This window comes from Helicobacter sp. 23-1046, assembly GCF_053654635.1.
The window spans coordinates 1-16,411 of sequence record NZ_JBSIUS010000003.1 but is presented as its reverse complement, the minus strand read 5'-3'; the positions used below and the strand labels follow the sequence as shown (position 1 = coordinate 16,411).

Below are 16,411 nucleotides of genomic sequence, written 5' to 3'. Positions count from 1 at the left end.
ACACAAAAGGGAACACAAATTGATTTAAAAACATAGAACTTTCGCCGATTTTGGCTTAAGGCAAATAGAGATTTAAGGAGTAGCAGTGATTACAGGTGTAAATGCGAGTGCTATCAATGCCGCACACAACAACGATACGAAAAACAAGGGTGCAAAAACCCAAGATTCTACAAAAAGCCAAAGCGTGCTAGAATCTGCAAATACTGACAAAGCAAAGCGTATCAAAGACCAAATAGCACAAGATAAATACGAAATCAATATCCCCGAAACTTCTAAGAAAATGGCATTAGATTTGCTTAATCTCTAAAAAGCGCATTTGGGGAGTCAAATCCCAAAGAGAGCGCATTTGGAGATTGCAATGCTATTACAACATCTACAAGAAGCCATTAGTGATTTAGATAAACTTATAATCCTCACCAAAGAAGATGTCGCTGACATTGCGTTGGCAAACAATGATGCAATTTTTGCACGCAATGAGGAAAAAAAGCTCCTTATTAAATCATTTGAAACCAACAAATCGCTTTTAGAATCGCAAATGCGCGAACTTATGGAAAAAAACCCCGATACACCAATGAGTGAATTGCTAGATTCTGAAGTTGATGAGGGTTTAGAGCGATTAAAAAGCGCACTTAAAACACTCAAAGACATCAATTCATCTTACGCACAAAGCGTATTTGCTGTGGGTGAGTTTTACACCTCATTGCTTAAAGCTCTCGTGCCTTATGAGAATCACGACTATACAGCAAGCAAGCCCAAAAGCCATATTTTAGATATTAACGCATAAAGGTCTAATATGGGCGGCATTTTATCATCGCTAAATACTTCATACACGGGATTATCTGCCCATCAAGTAATGGTAGATGTAACGGGCAATAATATTTCAAACGCGAGTGATGAGTTTTATAGTCGTCAGCGCACAATCGTGCGCCCAGAGAAGCCTTTGTATTATCAAGGGGTAAATATCGGGCGTGGCGTGAGCGTAGAGACTATCGCTAGAGTGCACGATGAATTTGTATTTTCACGCTATCGTAGAGCAAGCGAAGAATCACAATTTTACAACACACATTTTGAGTATTTGCGCGAGGCGAGTGCATTTTTCCCAGAAGTCGATGAAGTGGGAATCTACAACGATTTGGAGCGATACTTTGATTCTTGGAAAGATTTAGCAAAATACTCCACCGACCCAGCACAAAAGCAAGTCCTTGCAAAAGACGCTCAAACGCTAGTCAAAACTATCACCGATACACGCAGGCGACTAGAAATCCTCCAAAGAAAGGCAAGCGAGGAGCTAGAAGTGGTGATTAAAGAAGTCAATGCCAACGCTAAAGAAATCGCACAAATTAACGGCAAAATTAAAGAAATGGAAGACCAAATCCAATTTATGCAGGCAAATGAATTGCGCGATAGGCGCGATGAACTTGAATTTAATATTCAATCGTTGCTTGGGGCAAATGTGTTTAAAAACCACTTATGGACAAAATATCCAATCGCGCCTAGAATGGCGGACTTTGATGATGAATATGTGCTTAATGTCGCACACGGCTTTAACATTGTCGATGGTGCAATGCACCACCCAATCATCGTAAAAACAGATGAAAATGCGCCAAATTTAGCGCATGTGTATTTTCAAGGTGATGACTTTAAAACCATAGAAATCACTGATAAACTTACTCAAGGCAAGGCTGGCTCGCTTATCGCTCTTTTTGGTGATGGGACTTATGACGCGCCACTTGGAAAACTTCAAGATTATATCAACCACCTTGATGTCTTTGCACGGGGGCTTATTGAAGCAACCAACCATATTTACGCCCAAAGTGCCACACACGATATTAAAAGCGACATTTTGGATATTTGGAATACCGCTGCGCTTATTGATTCCCCCTACAACATTAAAGAGGGGAGTTTTGATATTATCGTGTATAACACAAAGGGCGAAGAAATCGTGCGCAAAACTATCAACATAGACCGTATCACCACGATGAATGATATTATCAAAGCTATCAATGCAAACACTGATGATAATGCAGATAACAATGCACTCAACGATGTCGATGACTATTTCCAAGCCTACTATCACCCGACAGGACGCCAATTTGTCGTTGCTGCGAAAAACCCTTCACAAGGCTTGTATGTAGGTATCAAAGATAATGGCACAAACTTTGTGGGCGCACTTGGAATCAATCGGTTTTTTGATGGGAATAGTGCGAGAAATATCGCACTCAACCCTGAATATGCACGCGATTCAGCGTTGATTAGACCTTGGCTCTCTCCTGTGGCTGGGAACTTTGAAGTGGCAAATATGATGCAACAACTCCAATATGATGAGGTGGATTTCTATCCATTTTTAGCCAAAGAGCCAAAAACTATGCGCATTTCTGAGTATTTTCAGTTTGTAACGGGGCGCGTGGCAACACAAACCGAACAAACAGAGCGCACTAAAGAAACCAAAGACGCTGTGCTAAGCGCGGTGAAAAAAGAGCACCACTCTATTTCACAAGTAAGCATTGATGAAGAAATGGTAAATCTTATTAAATTTCAAGGTGGTTATGCGGCAAATGCCAAAGTCATCACTACCATTGATAGAATGATAGAAACGCTCCTAAGCATAAAGCAATAATCACCGCGCTTAAAAAAGATTAGGGAATCTGCGTAATCCCTACGCTTCAAGTTTATAGCCTACTCCGCGCACGGATATAATGTATTTTGGCGATTTTGGATTCTCCTCAATCTTAGAGCGCAATCGCCCAATAATCACATCAATGCTTTTATTTGAGCTCTCTGGGTTGATACTTTCAGATTCTATGGCGATTGCCTCGCGTGAAAACACCTGCCCCTTTTTGCCAATAAGCAGTGTGAGAATCTCATACTCCGCTCTTGTGAGTTCAAGCATTTTATCCTTAAAATACACCTGTCTTGTTTGCTTATCAATTTTAAAGATTGATTCTTTTTCCCTACCAAGCTCTTTTGGATTTTTCTTCGCATATCGGCGCAAAAGTGAGTTAATGCGCGCTACAAGCTCTTTTGGGTCATAAGGCTTAGGCAAATAATCATCTGCGCCATATTCTAGGGCTTTTACCTTATCATCGACATCACTTCTTGCTGAAGAGATAATGATTGGGATATTTTTCTGCTTCGCTACACGCTTGCAAACCTCTAATCCATCGAGGTTTGGCAGGGTTAAATCAAGCAGTAAAATATCAAAATGCTTGGCATTGACGGCACTCATTCCTGTATAGGGCTCATCATAATTGGTTACATTCATATCGTGCCCCTTAAGGTATTCTGTGAGAATCTCGGCAAGCTCCATATCATCTTCAATCATCAACACTTCCAACATTTCTTTTGTTGGCTCTTTTTGGGTCTCTTTTGACATTTATTCTCCTTTGGTTTTGCTAAACCGAAATTTAGCGTATTGTATAACAAAATGCTTTAAGATAAAATTAAGTAAAGCACTTTATATATTTAATCGCGCAACCCTAACACAAATTGCAACATTGCTCCAGAATCTTGGCTTGATTGCGCTGGTATCTTGCTTGGGTGCTTGTATTGCAAATCTTCTTGTAAAATAATCTCGCTTGGCGTATAGTGGCTTTGGAGAATCTCAAGGCTAAAAAACACGCTAAGTGTCTTGCTTGCCTTATCCTCGCGCACGATTAAAGGAGCGTTAATTTGCACAATATTTTCTAAATTGCCAATTTGCTCTAAAAATTCAAGCACTTTTGTGTTGTTTGCCATAAAGCCAGAAATATCAAACTTCGTATAAGAAATGTTGTTGTCTGATTTGGTCTCTTTTTTCTTCACTTTAAGTGAGACAAAATAATGTTTTATGCGTTCTTGGAGTTGCTTTTCTGTCGGTGTGTCAGCATAAAGTCTATCAAAAGCTTGGGCATTTTCCTCAATGAGAGATTTAAGTGCGGCTTTGGTTTTGTTGTATTCATTCACAGCTTGATTATAGATAAGCTCTTCGCGCCGATTTTCTGTGAGTTGTTTTTTATAAGTCTCTATACGAGGCAAAAGCACATTGACTACTCCAATGACACAAATTATCACAAAAACAAAGAAAAAGAGGGTGTTTTTTATTGTAAATTCACTTTTGTAATCATTCATCTTCTTCTCCTTGAGGCTTTCGCAATGGCTCGCTACGCTTGCTTACTGAAGTAAAATGAAACCAGCCATTAAGCAAAGGGAAAAAATCCACCCTACTTTCATCAAAGCTCGCCTTAAGCGGTGCTTCTAGCAAAAATTTATACACTTCTTGGGAGGGCGTGATGCCTTTAAGCTCTAGCTTTCTCTCATCAATGCGAATACTATTAAGCGTAATTTGCGTTGGGATAAGATTTACTAATCGCTCAAAACCACCTCTAAACCGCTGGTTTGTAGATTTTTCGCCACCCACTTTCTCATCAATAAGCGCAACTGTGTTGTGCTCGTAAGTAAGGCGTGCGATGTATTCCTTTGTCGCGGTGATTTTTTCACTTACCTCTTTAGTTTGGTCGTCCATATCGACAACTTCGTATTGCTTCCCATCGATGCGCGTTTCTAAGAATCTATCAAACACACCAATGCAAACAATCATTAGCAAAATATAAAAAAGCCAAAATTTTGTAAAACGGCGAAAAATCGACTTTGCTTTTGGTTGTATGAAACTATATGATGCCATTATGGATTCTCCCTTTGCATAAGCTCTATCAATGTTTTTGTTATATCCACGGGGCGCACTTCAATATCCATTAAAAGCGAGTTTCTTATATGCTCGACAGCTTGATTGGAGATTCCATAAGTGTCAAGAAGAATGATTTTGTCCAAAAAATCGCTTTTATACATATCATTACTATAAAACTCACTCACGCAATTTGTGATAATCTCACTCGTATCATTAGCACGCGCCAAATCACGCAATTCCTCAATCCTTGCTTGCTCGCCTTGAGCTTTTTTTCTATTTTTGAGCTCTTTTGGCGCAATCTCTTGTTCAAGGACTTCCTCATCTATGCCATCTAACTCTCCTAACTCGCGTAACTCCTCTGGGGAAGTCCCAGCAAGCCCATCAATATTTTTCATATCTAAAATAGAGCTAATCTCGCTGTGCTCGTCATCATCATCTCCAATGCCCTCCAAATCGCTGCTTAATGGGAAATATCCGCCAAAAAAAACATTTTTCTTATCCGCTACAAGCAAGCTGATATTAGACCTTTGTTGTAGCACATACAAGCAATTTCTAGTGCGAAGCATTTTGTGTGCGATAATGGTATAAATCACAATAAATGGGGAAAATAAAAAATCCAACCCCAACGCTTGAAGATAGCGCGCTCGACTTTCTGCAACAGCGCGCTTTTGTATATAACACGCCCAATTATGCATTCGTATAAATAAATTCTCATCGGGCTTAATGCCAAACTTTGAGAGTTTCACCCTTTGTGTCGTATCAATCACGCCTTGATTGTAGGTCTTTGATATTGAGCCAAGATAAGTAAATGGATATTTTCTTTTGTATGCGCGAATGAGCTTTGCGGCTTCAGCAGGCAGTTTATTATCAAAGGCTTTAAATTCTTTGCAAAACTCTTCCTTTGTTTGTCCATTTTTGCGAGCTACCACATAGACCTTGCAAAATCTCCCATCAACATCTACGCCAATAAACGCAGTCGAAAAAAAAGGACGAAGAAAAGATGATAAGCCCAAAATACCTACCTCACTTACTTACAAAGTTATTGTATAAAATTTCTACCCCTTAGCACATAAAAATATCGTTCCTTTATTATGGCTATTTGGGCAAAAATCACATATTTAGGAGAAAAAATATCGAATAGAGCCAAAGCCCTTAATGTGCTCAATGCTCGTGATTTTAGCAATGTGAGAATCACTTACAATGCCACCTAAGGCAAATGTCTTCTCTCGTGCTTGAATATGTAGGGCGTGCAAAGATTGTATGCCCAATGGGGCGGGTTTGTTTGGCGTGGAGAAAATAGGACTAAGTGTGCAATAATGCGCACCGCTGCGCAACGCCCCATATACCTCATCAACGCTATGCGCACTAAATCCAATGATACCACCATAATGACGCGCGATAGAATCTATGCAAGTAAAATACGCACCTTTTAGGTGGATTCCATCAAAATGGCGCAAAAGATGAGAATCTAAAATGACTAACGGATTGGCGTTGTCAAAAGTAGCGTTTAACACCACACGAATGCCACGCTTTTTACACTGCAGGGCAAAATCCTCAGCCAAAGACATATCATCACACCGATACATAGCGTAATGCACTTGATGAGAATCTAAAATAGCACCGAGATTTTGAGCGCAATCACGCGAAGTGTAATAGCTGGGCGTGATAAGCAAAGATTGCAACACGCCCATTCAATGTGCCTTAGCCTAAGCCGATTATCTGCTTAATGGTCAGAATCTACTGCTACCGCTCCGCTAATATAGACATAAGTGAGAATCATAAACACAAAGGCTTGCAAAAATGCCATAAAAGTCAAAATAGCAAACGGCAATGCAGGCACAACCCAAGGCACAAGCATAAGCATAATAAGCAAAAACATATCATCGCCCTTGATATTCCCAAACAAACGGAAAGAAAGCGAAATAATGCGTGAAAAGTGTGAAATAATCTCCACAGGTAACATTAAGGGAATAAGCCAAGGCACAGGACCCATAAAGTGCTTGAAATACTTGATGACTCCTTGCGCTCGAATGCCCTCAAAATGGTAGTAAAAAAATACCACCAACGCTAAAACAAGTGTAAAGCTAAGGCTAGAGCTCGGTGCTTCAAAACCCGGTATAATTCCAATAAGATTAGCAAACGCCACAAGTAAGCCAATGGTAGCCGCAAGTGGAAAATACTTCCTTGCTACTTCCTCGCCCACAATGTCTTTTGAGAAGTTAATCACTCCGCTGATAAGTGTTTCAAACACATTTTGCACGCCACTAGGCACAAGTTGCATCTTGCTTGTGGCGAGCTTCGCACACACCAAAAGCAAAACACTAATCAACACGGTATAAACCGCCACCACAAAATCTTGATGAGAAAACACTTTTTCTAATGAGTGCGGGTAAAACGCCCCCGCAATGGTCCAAACTCTATCTTCCATAACATTGCCCTTGCATAAAATTTCCCAATATTATGCCTTGTGAAAAGTAAAAAACCTCTTAAAACAATAAAATTATATGAATTTTGTGTTGATTTTACGCAAAAAATGCAAAGTGCAACCAAATAATATCAAAAATGGTGCGAGCACGCCCATTTCTGGTTGGATTAAGCCCGCTGTGGAAAATTCAGCAAAAGAGAAAAATAACCCCCAAACCATAAGCACACCAAGAACACAAGAAAATCCAAGTATCGCAAGATTCTCATAGCGCGCTAAAGAAGGGATAAAACTCGCAATGACAAGAATACTCAATGGGACAAAAAATGGTGCAACGACTAAGGCATAGATAATGCCACGCATTTTAGTCGAGCTTGTGCCTTGTTTTATGGAGATTCGCAGTGTATCAATCGCATCAATGATAGACACACGAGGCTTGTCTTTGGCAAAGGTATCAAGCACCTTTGGACGAAATCCTTTTAATAGCTCTAATTGGGCGATTTCTTGTTTATCTATGGCTTTGCTACCGATTTGTAGTTGCGGAGAAATGCTCACCAAATTCACATCGCTAAGTCGCCACTGATTATTGACAAAAAATCCACTCTTAGCACTATAATATTGCCGAAGTTCTAGGGAATCTAGCTCAAAGATTTTGATATTCTCCACCCTCGCACCACCATCTTCGAGTGGAAAAATCTCCCCCATATAAATGTATTTGTCATCAAACTTTAAAAGCACATCAGTGCGGACATTTACAAGCGTTTGATTATGCACGATAAGCTCCACTTGCTCTAACGCATAGGCAAGTGGCGTGCAATTTAACCCAATATGCGCACAAGTAAAAAACACACACACCGCAACAACAGGAAATAAAATCCGCAAACGAGAATATCCAAGCGCAAGGAGTGCTGTTAATTGGTTTGTTTTAAGCAAGTTTATAAGGAATACAATCGCGCTTAATGCAAGCGATATGGGTAAAGTATAACTCATCGCATAGACACAATCATAAAAAATATACAACACTAATAAGTTTGCAGAATCTGGAAGTTTATCAATATATTGAAGCGTATCGATAGTTACAAAAAACAACTCAAGCGCGCTAAAAATAATGCAAAAATACTTGAGATAATGCAAAGCAATAAATCGAAACAACATTGCCAAAACCCCGCTTAATTTTATAGAATCTACGCATTATAGCAATTTTCCACTATTTAAACGCCAATATTTTCGCCGATTTATTAAACTTAGAGATAATATCTAAATTACCTTATATCAAGGAGGCATTTATGCGATTCTTAGTTATGACAAGCGTTGTGCTTGTTTCTTTAGTTTGTAGTGTGTTTGGCGCAAGCCCATTTAACTCATACAAAAGTGCGGAGAGCTCATTGCTTTCAAACTTTGGAAGCGGACGCGTGATAAAGGCGAGTAGTGCGAGTAGCTCTGCGACTTGGATTCTCTATAATGAGGGGCATTTAGGCTATTCTTACTCATCACTTGGCGATATGATTTTAAACTCCGCTGATGTTGGATATTCTAGCTACATTGTATCGGTCTCTAGTGCGGGTGGGTTGCATCCTTATGTGGGTGTGGAAATCACCGTGCCTGTGTATCTCCGAGCTCGTGGAGATAGTAACATTTTTGCCACTTCGCCACAAACAGAATTGCCAAATGGGACCAAACTGCTAGGCGAGACAAATTTTAGCGGTTGGGGAGTGCAGATTCCCGCTGTGTTGGGTGTGCATTTTGGTGGAGGATTCTATATCCAAGCGATGGCTGGATATTCTTATCATTCACTCACAGATACATTTTTTAAGAGTGATACACAAAATAATTGGAGTGCGAATGCTGTGTATCAAGGGGTTGTCTATGGTGGCGGACTTGGACTTAAACTTAAAGACACCTTTAGCATTGGTGTGCGCTATATGATGGGCAACCTTAATAGCACTACGCGAGACCCGGGTGATTTTACCGCGCTTAACACTTATATTAAGACAAAAGATTTTCAAGTCCCTTATTGGAGAGCGTCAATCATCTTAGGCTATGTATTTTAGCCTCTTCACACAATCAATATAAATAGAAAGCCTTTTTGCTTTCTATTTATACAATTTCGCTCCACCCTTACTCAATAGTTCGTTACTTTCTTGTAATAAGCGACCTTAAATATCCATTTTCATCTCTAATCCGTGTTGCCAAAAGGCACATTCTAATCGCGTGACGGTGTAAAAAATATCGCTAAGTTTTTTAAACTTCTCTTCATTTACGGCGTGGCTATAACTATCTACAAACTCCTCAAACTCACGCACCAACACCTGAATCTCATCGCCCGCATAAGTGCAAATCCAATCTTTATATGGATGATTATCAAGTTTGGTAATATCAAGCCTGCTCCCAAGCTCCCTGCCAATCACGCCATAGCCAATCGCACAGCTACTTAAAGCCACAAGCATATCAAGGTAGTCCCCGCTACTTGCCACGCCCTGCATATAGCGCGTATAAGCGATATTTGTTATACTCTCATCACGCGCATTTAAGTGTTCAATGCCAAATTGCAAAATGCTCGTGTGGAGTTGAGATTCCACTTCAATGGCGATATTTTGATACTTTGTGGCGAATTTTAGCTCGGTGGTATTGGTGGCATTATTTGCCAGCAAAGCACAACACCTCCCATAATGCAACAAATAAATAGAATCTTGCTTAAGGTAAAACAAAAAGTTTTCTTTTGGTAATGTGCCCGCCTCGATTTGCTTGACAAATTGATGATGAATGTATTTGTCCCAAATATCTGCATTTGCTTCTACAAGAGAAGAAAAAAGTTTTTTTGTGCTCATAATTGCTCCTTATAATGTTGTTTTGGAGCACACATACTAATATATTCAAGTAAATATTGCCCTAAAAACATATTTTTATTTAACTTTTTTTAAAAAATACTGATAATTTTAAACCAAAGGCGAAAAAGACAGAATCCCCTTTGGGATTCTGTGGAGGTTGTTAGAGCAATGCTCTACATTTTTAAGTTCCACTCTACAAGCGTTGAGTGTTTGTTTTTGCCCTTCTTCTTTTTTACATTCACATCGACTAAACCATACATATTATTCGCCACAGAGATAAGCTCTTTGGCAATATTATCGATAAAGGAAATGTCATTAAGAAGCGATGTCCCATTTGCCGAGCTAATAGCCTTTTGCTGGATAAGTCGCTCAACAATGCCAAACGCATTTCTATCTTGGGCTTTAAAGAATTTTTTGTAATCCTTAAGCATATTTTTTGCTTTCTTTTGTCGCTTTTTAGGTGCAATTTTAATTTGCTCAATAAGTCTTAAAAGCGAACCCACTTCAAGGCGCATTTCATCGTATTCTTTTTGCATAGCCGCATTTCTACCCGTAGAGTATTTCTTTATGTTTGCTCTTAGCACTCCCGCGCTTTTTGTCGCCTCAGCGATTTTACGCGAAGCGATTTGTAACGCTGTAATTTGCTCAATATGTCCAATGTCGCTGACAAAAGTTTGAAGTTTGCTTGAAAAATCCATAACGCTGTTAAAAAGCGTTTTTACTTGGTTGTTATAGAGTTCATTGACATCAATGTCTTCTTTAAGCCAATCTTTATTTTTTACCACTTCTTTAAGCTCTTTATCGCTCTTTATGTCTGTGCGGTGGAATCCAATCGCGTGCGAAATAATCGCAAAGGCATTGTCATAAAGATGTTTAACTTCTTTAGTGAGTGCTTCTATGGCTGTATCACGGTAAGGCAATAACGCATCATTGATATACAGCGGTGCATCTTGAGATTTTGACTTGCTCTTTAAAAGGCTGTTAAGAATCTTTGCTATAAGTGGGATAAAAGCCGTTAAAAGCACGACTCCAACGAGATTAAAGAGTGTGTGCCAAATCGCTATGCGAAACATAGAATCTTCAGCAAACCCACACAAATCCCCCACCATATTATTAAGTGCTTCAAAATATGGGAAAAACACCGCGACAATAAACACGGTGGTAAAGTTAAACACACAATTTGCTACCGCTAACCTACGCCCCTCCACATTTGTGCCAAGCGAAGCGACAAGTGCAGTTACCACACCACCCACACTCGTGCCAAGCACCGCAGCAAGCGCACCTGAGTAGCTTATTTGCTGCTCCGCATACGCAGCGATGATAATGGCAAGAGAGCCGTGAGAGCTTTGGATAATAGCTGTCATCGCCGCACCAATAAGCAAGAATCCAAAAACTTCCTTATACCCCTCTAAGCGGTATTGAGATAAGTCCATTACTTCCTTAAAGCCCTCAAATCCAGCCTTAATGTAAAACACGCCCAAAAAGAAAAATCCAAATCCAGCGAGAATCTTGCCAAAGTATTTTTGTGCCTTACTTGGACGAAAGTTAAATAACAATCCGCCCACAATAAAAGGCAACGCCAATGCAGAAATACTAATAGAGCTCGCGCCCACAATCAACCACGAGCCAGCACTATTTCCTAAATTCGCACCAAACATAACGCCAATACCTTGCGTTACTGTGATAAGCGACACTCCTGCAAAAGTAACCGCCAGCACCGTTACGATACTTGAGCTTTGCATTATAGTCGTAGCAATCGTCCCAAAAGCCACGCTTCTTATAGGCGTCTTTGTCCAGCTTGAGAGCACTCTCTCTAAAATCCCTCCAGAAAATCCTCTAAAGCCCTCGCCCAAAAAGAGCATACCAAAAAGCAAAATTGCCACACCCGCACACAGCTTGCCGATTTCCTCATTCACAGCAAGCGCGTAAATCACTAATATCCCTATGACAAAAAAGTAATATTGCTTTATTGCCTTGCTAAACTTACCCAACATAAAAACCGCCTTTACAATGAATTTTTAGATTCTCTATTTTGGTGTAGAATCTTTGATTAAAGTGCAACCAAACGCATTTAACTAAGATTTGTAAAATCTTTGTAAAATCACGCAAAAACGCTCAATTATACATTAAAAGCAAAAAAATGTAGCATAAAATTTTATTAAGCACCAGCAAGGGGATATAATACTTGGAGTGCGTAATAGGCTGATTTTAGCGCGCACTAGGCAAAAAATGCCAATAAACTCTTCGCATTGCTCTTTAATCCCAACCCAACTTGCGCACCCTTAATAGCACTTGGTTTAAAGGCTTGCAGGGACATTTTCTCAATCATTGGGAATTTTTTACGCAATATCGCATTGAGCCCTATGAGCAAATCCTCCAAAAGTCCATATTTTTTGGATTTAATGTGGTGTTTAATGACTTTGACAACTTCTGCATAGTCTAAAAACCCCACGCTATGCGCATCTTTGCTCTCATTTTCATAGGTATAAAAAATCTTGACATTAAGCACAATGTCTTGTTTTTTCTCGCGTTCAGATTCTAGCACGCCTATAATCGTGCGAAACTCTAAATCCCTAATATACACACAAAAGCGCATACGACCTCCTTAAACGCAACTATATCTTTTTTTCTTCCCCGCGAAGCAGTCGTTTGATATTAGGAATATGCGTATAAAGTATAAATAGCCCGATAAGCACTACGGGTATGTGTGAGTTGATTTGCGCGTTAATATCAATACAAGCTGGCAAATCAAAAACATAGGGGATAACAAAAGTGAGCGATAATCCCGTAAATACACCAAGCAACGAAGAAAGTGAAGAGATTTTTAATACCTTACCCACAAACGCCCACACCACAAGCCCACACAAACCCTCAATAGGCATAAGCAAAATCACCGAACCAATAGTGGTCGCCACGCCCTTACCACCGCTAAAGCCTAAAAACGGGCTATAACAATGCCCTATAATACAAAGAATTGCAATAAGCCACTGCGCCTCAAAGCTAAGCCCAAACATTTTCGCCACAAGGACAACTATCGTCCCCTTAGTCGCATCGAGCAAAATCGTGCAAGCGGCAAACACTTTCGCGCTTTTTGGGTTAATCTCTTTTACCGCGCGATACACATTTGTCGCTCCAATGCTCCCCGAGCCCACAGAGCGCACATCAATGCCATAAAAAATCTTTGTCAAAAGCAACCCAAATGGAATCCCACCCATAAGATACCCAACAATGTAAAAAAGACTATTTATATTCCCCAGCACATCGACAATATCCCCAAAGATTCCCATTTGTCCTCCACTATCTTTGAATTTTAGAATCTAAAGCGATATTCTAACCAAAGTGTTATTCTTTTTGGCTTAAAATTGGCAAAAAGATTTCTATGACAATAAAAGGTAAAGTATGCAAAACCTATCCCAAGCGCAATTAAAAGAGCTTGATTTACGCCATATTTGGCATCCTTGCACGCAAATGCACGACCACGAGGAAATCCTCCCGCTAATCCCCATACAACACGCTAAAGGAATATATCTCTATGACTTTGAGGGGAAGTCGTATATGGATTGCATTTCAAGCTGGTGGGTTAATCTCTTTGGGCATTGCAATGACTACATTAGCCAAAAGCTCCACGCCCAAGCCCAAGAGTTAGAACATTTAATCCTCGCTGGATTCTCCCATAAGCCCATTATCGAGCTTGCCTCGCGTCTGTGTGGCAAGCTTGATTCTAAACTCCAAAAGTGCTTTTTTGCTGATAATGGCTCAAGTGCGATAGAAGTCGCGCTCAAAATGGCATATCACGCTAAAGTGCTAGAGAATCCTAACCTTACCAAAGGCAACCCGCTGTTTGTTTCATTGCAAAATTCCTATCACGGCGAGACTTTAGGTGCGTTAAGCGTAGGCGATGTGGGAATCTACAAAGACATTTATGAGCCCATCTTACTAAAAACGCTTAAAGCCAAATCACCCAATCCAAACGAGCAAGAGGCATTGCACGATTTGGAATCATTGCTTGATTCTCACCCCGATATTATCGCCTTTATCATAGAGCCTTTGGTGCAATGTGCGGGGGGAATGCAAATGCACAGCACAAACTTTGTCAAAAATGCGACTTTAGCGTGCCAAAAGCGTGGCGTATATGTGATTTTTGATGAAATCGCAGTAGGCTTTGGGCGCGTTGGCAGTATGTTTGCATATCAGCAATGCGGAGTTGTGCCTGATTTTTTGTGCCTTAGTAAAGGCATTAGCGGGGGATATTTGCCACTCTCTGTGGTGGTTACAAGCGATGAGGTATATGAGAAATTCTACGCGCCCTATCAGCAGAGCCATAGAGCGTTTTTGCATTCGCACAGCTACACGGGCAATGCCCTTGCGTGTGCGTGTGCGAATGCGGTGCTTGATATTTTTGATTCCCAAAATGTGTTAGAAAACAATGCGAATTTAAGCGCGTATATGTGGAAAAAAGCGAGCGAGATTAAAAACTTTGATTGCGTAGCAAATGTGCGCCAAAGGGGAATGATTTTCGCCTTTGACATAGTGGGCTTTGAGGGAGAGCGCAAGGGAGTAGAAGTGTATAATAAAGCATTGGCAAAAGGCTTACTTTTGCGCCCACTAGGAAACACAATCTACCTTATGCCACCTTTTATCACCACTAAAGAACAAATCGATTATATTTTTCTCAATCTCTATGAGATTCTCCGCACCTTGTGAGAATCTCATAGGTTAATTAAGCAGGGTTAAAACTCCACTCCCATTTCAAGCATTCCAGCGTAGTTGCTACTCTTAGGATAGCTCACTTGAGTGTTGTCATAAGTTGCCTCGCTTGAAGCACCAATGCTTTGGTATCTGCCAATAATGCGAGCAAAGTAGGCATAGCCATTGCTAAATTCATAATTCACACCCACATTGGCACTTGCTTCAAAGTTGCTAGAGGAGTTTGGCACTTTAGACCGTGTATTGTCATAGAAATATGATGCGACTAATACACCATAACTCGCACCATAAGTAAGTTTTAGATTCCCTCCCACAGGGATATTTCCATCTAACTCTAAACCAACCACGCTATACGAACGACCAAAGCTCTTTGTGGGGGTTTGCGAAACAAGCTCGCCAAAGACATTTAAGAATAATGGATAATCCTTGCTTAGCACATTCCACCCAGCTTTGAGTTTCGCATCAAGCAAAAAATAGCTAGCCTTTGTCTTTAGTGTAGTGGGAAATGTGCCCCTAAGGTTGTTTGAGCCCATACCTACGCGCACCAAAAGTCCAACTTGCGCTCTCGCACTCCATACATACCTGCCATCAGCGACCAAGTAGTATGCTGGAGAGAGGACATCGCCCGCATTAAAGTTATAATATGCCGCGCCGACTCCAATGCTTTCATACGAGCAATTTCGCTCTTTGCAATCCGCACTTGTGGTGGTCGTCTCATAGCTTGCAGCACTAAGATTTGCCATTGTGATAAAGCCTAGTGCGCTAAGAAATTTTGCAAATTCGTCCATTAGGTAATCCATTATAAACCCCTTAAAGCAAAATTTACCTTAAAGCCTATTGCATTAAGGCATAAGCGATTATATATAAAAATCAATTAGCTTAAATACTTGATTTACAAACTTTTCATATTTCATTGCTTTTTGTAATAAGTTATAAAATTTATCGCGTAGTAATATCCTTTATTACCTCATACACAAATCCAGAATCTTTTTGGAGTTTCATAAACTCCGCGTTTGCCTCGCTTGTGCTATCTTGTGGGAGTATCGCCATTATTTTACCAAACATTTGTCTATTGAGGGCTTGCGTGTTATCGATTTCGCCTTTTTTGCGTAGTTTGGGATAAAACGCTTCTTTAAACTTCGCCCTACTCATTTTAATGTTCCCAAAGCTCGGGTCAGCGAGATACACGAATTGTGAATCCATACCCTTAAGCACGCTAAAATGCTCTACTTCACGCACGACTATATACACTATCACGGGCGTTTGGAGCTTAGAGAGAGATTCTATATCAAGTGCTAGCCCTAATGCTTTAAAGTTACGAGAGTTGGCATACTCACTCATATCATAAAAGGACAAATGCGCCTTTTGCTTCATCTCCCCATCAAATTGGATTGCTTCTTTTTGATTTATGTCAATGCCTTTAGAGAGGAGCACCCAATCAAGGATTTCTTTTTCGCTTGCGTTGTCCAACCCATAATAATGCGCAAAAATGCTAGAGAGCGAAGCTGCCCCACAACTATAATCATACTCTTGTTTGGTGAGATTGCTATCGCGCATTTGCGCCCAAGAAGCAACTTCTACATCTATAAAAATCTTATCACTTTGGAGCGTGCGTGCATTAAGCACATTTATCAGCGCAAACACCAGCACTATACTTGCAAACACACTTCCTTTCATTTGAGATTCTAAAACCCTATCCCAAACTCTACCATTCCTACATAGTTTTGTGTAGCTGGCATTGATAGATTCACTCCATTAGAATCAAGAGGCTTTGAGGTAGAGAGATTATGA

18 protein-coding genes are annotated in these 16,411 nt (G+C 40.3%); 5 read left to right on the top strand and 13 right to left on the bottom strand.

The genetic code is table 11. From position 1 onward, the window contains the following. Positions 1–85 precede the first annotated feature (85 nt). Genes ACWIUJ_RS07720 through flgK form a run of 3 tightly spaced genes read left to right on the top strand, consistent with a single transcriptional unit; the run spans position 86 to position 2,617 of the window. Entirely contained in the window at positions 86–307 is a 222-nt protein-coding gene (locus tag ACWIUJ_RS07720) for a hypothetical protein (RefSeq protein ID WP_454170058.1), read from the top strand. A 51-nt stretch (positions 308–358) separates the two neighbouring features. After that, a complete protein-coding gene (locus tag ACWIUJ_RS07715) occupies positions 359–784 on the top strand; it encodes a hypothetical protein (protein WP_454170056.1) in 426 nt (141 codons plus the stop codon). A gap of 9 nt (positions 785–793) precedes the next feature. Beyond that, on the top strand, positions 794–2,617 hold the full coding sequence (flgK, locus tag ACWIUJ_RS07710) for a flagellar hook-associated protein FlgK (RefSeq protein ID WP_454170054.1): 1,824 nt from the start codon (positions 794–796) through the stop codon (positions 2,615–2,617). Positions 2,618–2,656: 39 nt separating this feature from the next. On the opposite strand, the gene arsR is transcribed toward flgK, so the two are convergent. The 7 genes from arsR to ACWIUJ_RS07675 form a co-directional block, all read right to left on the bottom strand. After that, positions 2,657–3,337 (bottom strand): acid response regulator transcription factor ArsR, encoded by a 681-nt coding sequence (gene arsR, locus ACWIUJ_RS07705; RefSeq protein WP_454170230.1) that lies wholly within the window; start codon positions 3,335–3,337, stop codon positions 2,657–2,659. Positions 3,338–3,462: 125 nt separating this feature from the next. Further along, entirely contained in the window at positions 3,463–4,107 is a 645-nt protein-coding gene (locus tag ACWIUJ_RS07700) for a hypothetical protein (protein ID WP_454150044.1), read from the bottom strand. Continuing rightward, on the bottom strand, positions 4,100–4,660 hold the full coding sequence (locus tag ACWIUJ_RS07695) for a hypothetical protein (protein WP_454150045.1): 561 nt from the start codon (positions 4,658–4,660) through the stop codon (positions 4,100–4,102). Before ACWIUJ_RS07695 ends, ACWIUJ_RS07700 begins: the two co-directional genes overlap by 8 nt. Further along, a complete protein-coding gene (locus tag ACWIUJ_RS07690; protein ID WP_454150046.1) occupies positions 4,660–5,676 on the bottom strand; it encodes a hypothetical protein in 1,017 nt (338 codons plus the stop codon). Before ACWIUJ_RS07690 ends, ACWIUJ_RS07695 begins: the two co-directional genes overlap by 1 nt. A 105-nt stretch (positions 5,677–5,781) precedes the next feature. Beyond that, positions 5,782–6,354, bottom strand: a complete 573-nt coding sequence (locus ACWIUJ_RS07685; RefSeq protein ID WP_454170052.1) for a thiamine phosphate synthase — start codon at positions 6,352–6,354, stop codon at positions 5,782–5,784. A 32-nt stretch (positions 6,355–6,386) separates the two neighbouring features. After that, a complete protein-coding gene (locus ACWIUJ_RS07680; protein WP_454150050.1) occupies positions 6,387–7,091 on the bottom strand; it encodes a F0F1 ATP synthase subunit A in 705 nt (234 codons plus the stop codon). Positions 7,092–7,163: 72 nt separating this feature from the next. Beyond that, on the bottom strand, positions 7,164–8,240 hold the full coding sequence (locus tag ACWIUJ_RS07675; protein ID WP_454170228.1) for an LptF/LptG family permease: 1,077 nt from the start codon (positions 8,238–8,240) through the stop codon (positions 7,164–7,166). A 131-nt stretch (positions 8,241–8,371) separates the two neighbouring features. On the opposite strand from ACWIUJ_RS07675, the gene ACWIUJ_RS07670 reads away from it, so the two are divergent. After that, positions 8,372–9,136, top strand: coding sequence for a hypothetical protein (locus ACWIUJ_RS07670; protein ID WP_454170050.1), 765 nt, complete (start codon positions 8,372–8,374; stop codon positions 9,134–9,136). Positions 9,137–9,241: 105 nt separating this feature from the next. Here ACWIUJ_RS07670 and tenA read toward each other — a convergent pair whose 3' ends face one another. The 4 genes from tenA to plsY all read right to left on the bottom strand — a co-directional run bounded on the left by tenA (position 9,242) and on the right by plsY (position 13,200). After that, positions 9,242–9,913: a thiaminase II gene (gene tenA / locus ACWIUJ_RS07665; RefSeq protein ID WP_454170048.1), complete on the bottom strand. Its 672-nt coding sequence runs from the start codon at positions 9,911–9,913 to the stop codon at positions 9,242–9,244. 173 nt (positions 9,914–10,086) lie between these two features. Then, positions 10,087–11,907 (bottom strand): Na/Pi cotransporter family protein, encoded by a 1,821-nt coding sequence (locus ACWIUJ_RS07660; protein ID WP_454150055.1) that lies wholly within the window; start codon positions 11,905–11,907, stop codon positions 10,087–10,089. 224 nt (positions 11,908–12,131) lie between these two features. Beyond that, complete coding sequence (locus tag ACWIUJ_RS07655; RefSeq protein ID WP_454150057.1) at positions 12,132–12,509, bottom strand: dihydroneopterin aldolase; 378 nt, start codon at positions 12,507–12,509, stop codon at positions 12,132–12,134. A 19-nt stretch (positions 12,510–12,528) separates the two neighbouring features. Continuing rightward, complete coding sequence (plsY, locus tag ACWIUJ_RS07650) at positions 12,529–13,200, bottom strand: glycerol-3-phosphate 1-O-acyltransferase PlsY (RefSeq protein WP_454150059.1); 672 nt, start codon at positions 13,198–13,200, stop codon at positions 12,529–12,531. A 112-nt stretch (positions 13,201–13,312) separates the two neighbouring features. Between plsY and ACWIUJ_RS07645 the strand changes: the two genes are divergently transcribed. Next, a complete protein-coding gene (locus ACWIUJ_RS07645; RefSeq protein ID WP_454170046.1) occupies positions 13,313–14,617 on the top strand; it encodes an adenosylmethionine--8-amino-7-oxononanoate transaminase in 1,305 nt (434 codons plus the stop codon). Between the two features lie 26 nt (positions 14,618–14,643). On the opposite strand, the gene ACWIUJ_RS07640 is transcribed toward ACWIUJ_RS07645, so the two are convergent. Both ACWIUJ_RS07640 and ACWIUJ_RS07635 read right to left on the bottom strand, forming a co-directional pair. Next, positions 14,644–15,420, bottom strand: coding sequence for a hypothetical protein (locus ACWIUJ_RS07640; protein WP_454170044.1), 777 nt, complete (start codon positions 15,418–15,420; stop codon positions 14,644–14,646). A gap of 139 nt (positions 15,421–15,559) precedes the next feature. Beyond that, on the bottom strand, positions 15,560–16,297 hold the full coding sequence (locus ACWIUJ_RS07635) for a C39 family peptidase (protein ID WP_454170042.1): 738 nt from the start codon (positions 16,295–16,297) through the stop codon (positions 15,560–15,562). Positions 16,298–16,411 lie beyond the last annotated feature (114 nt).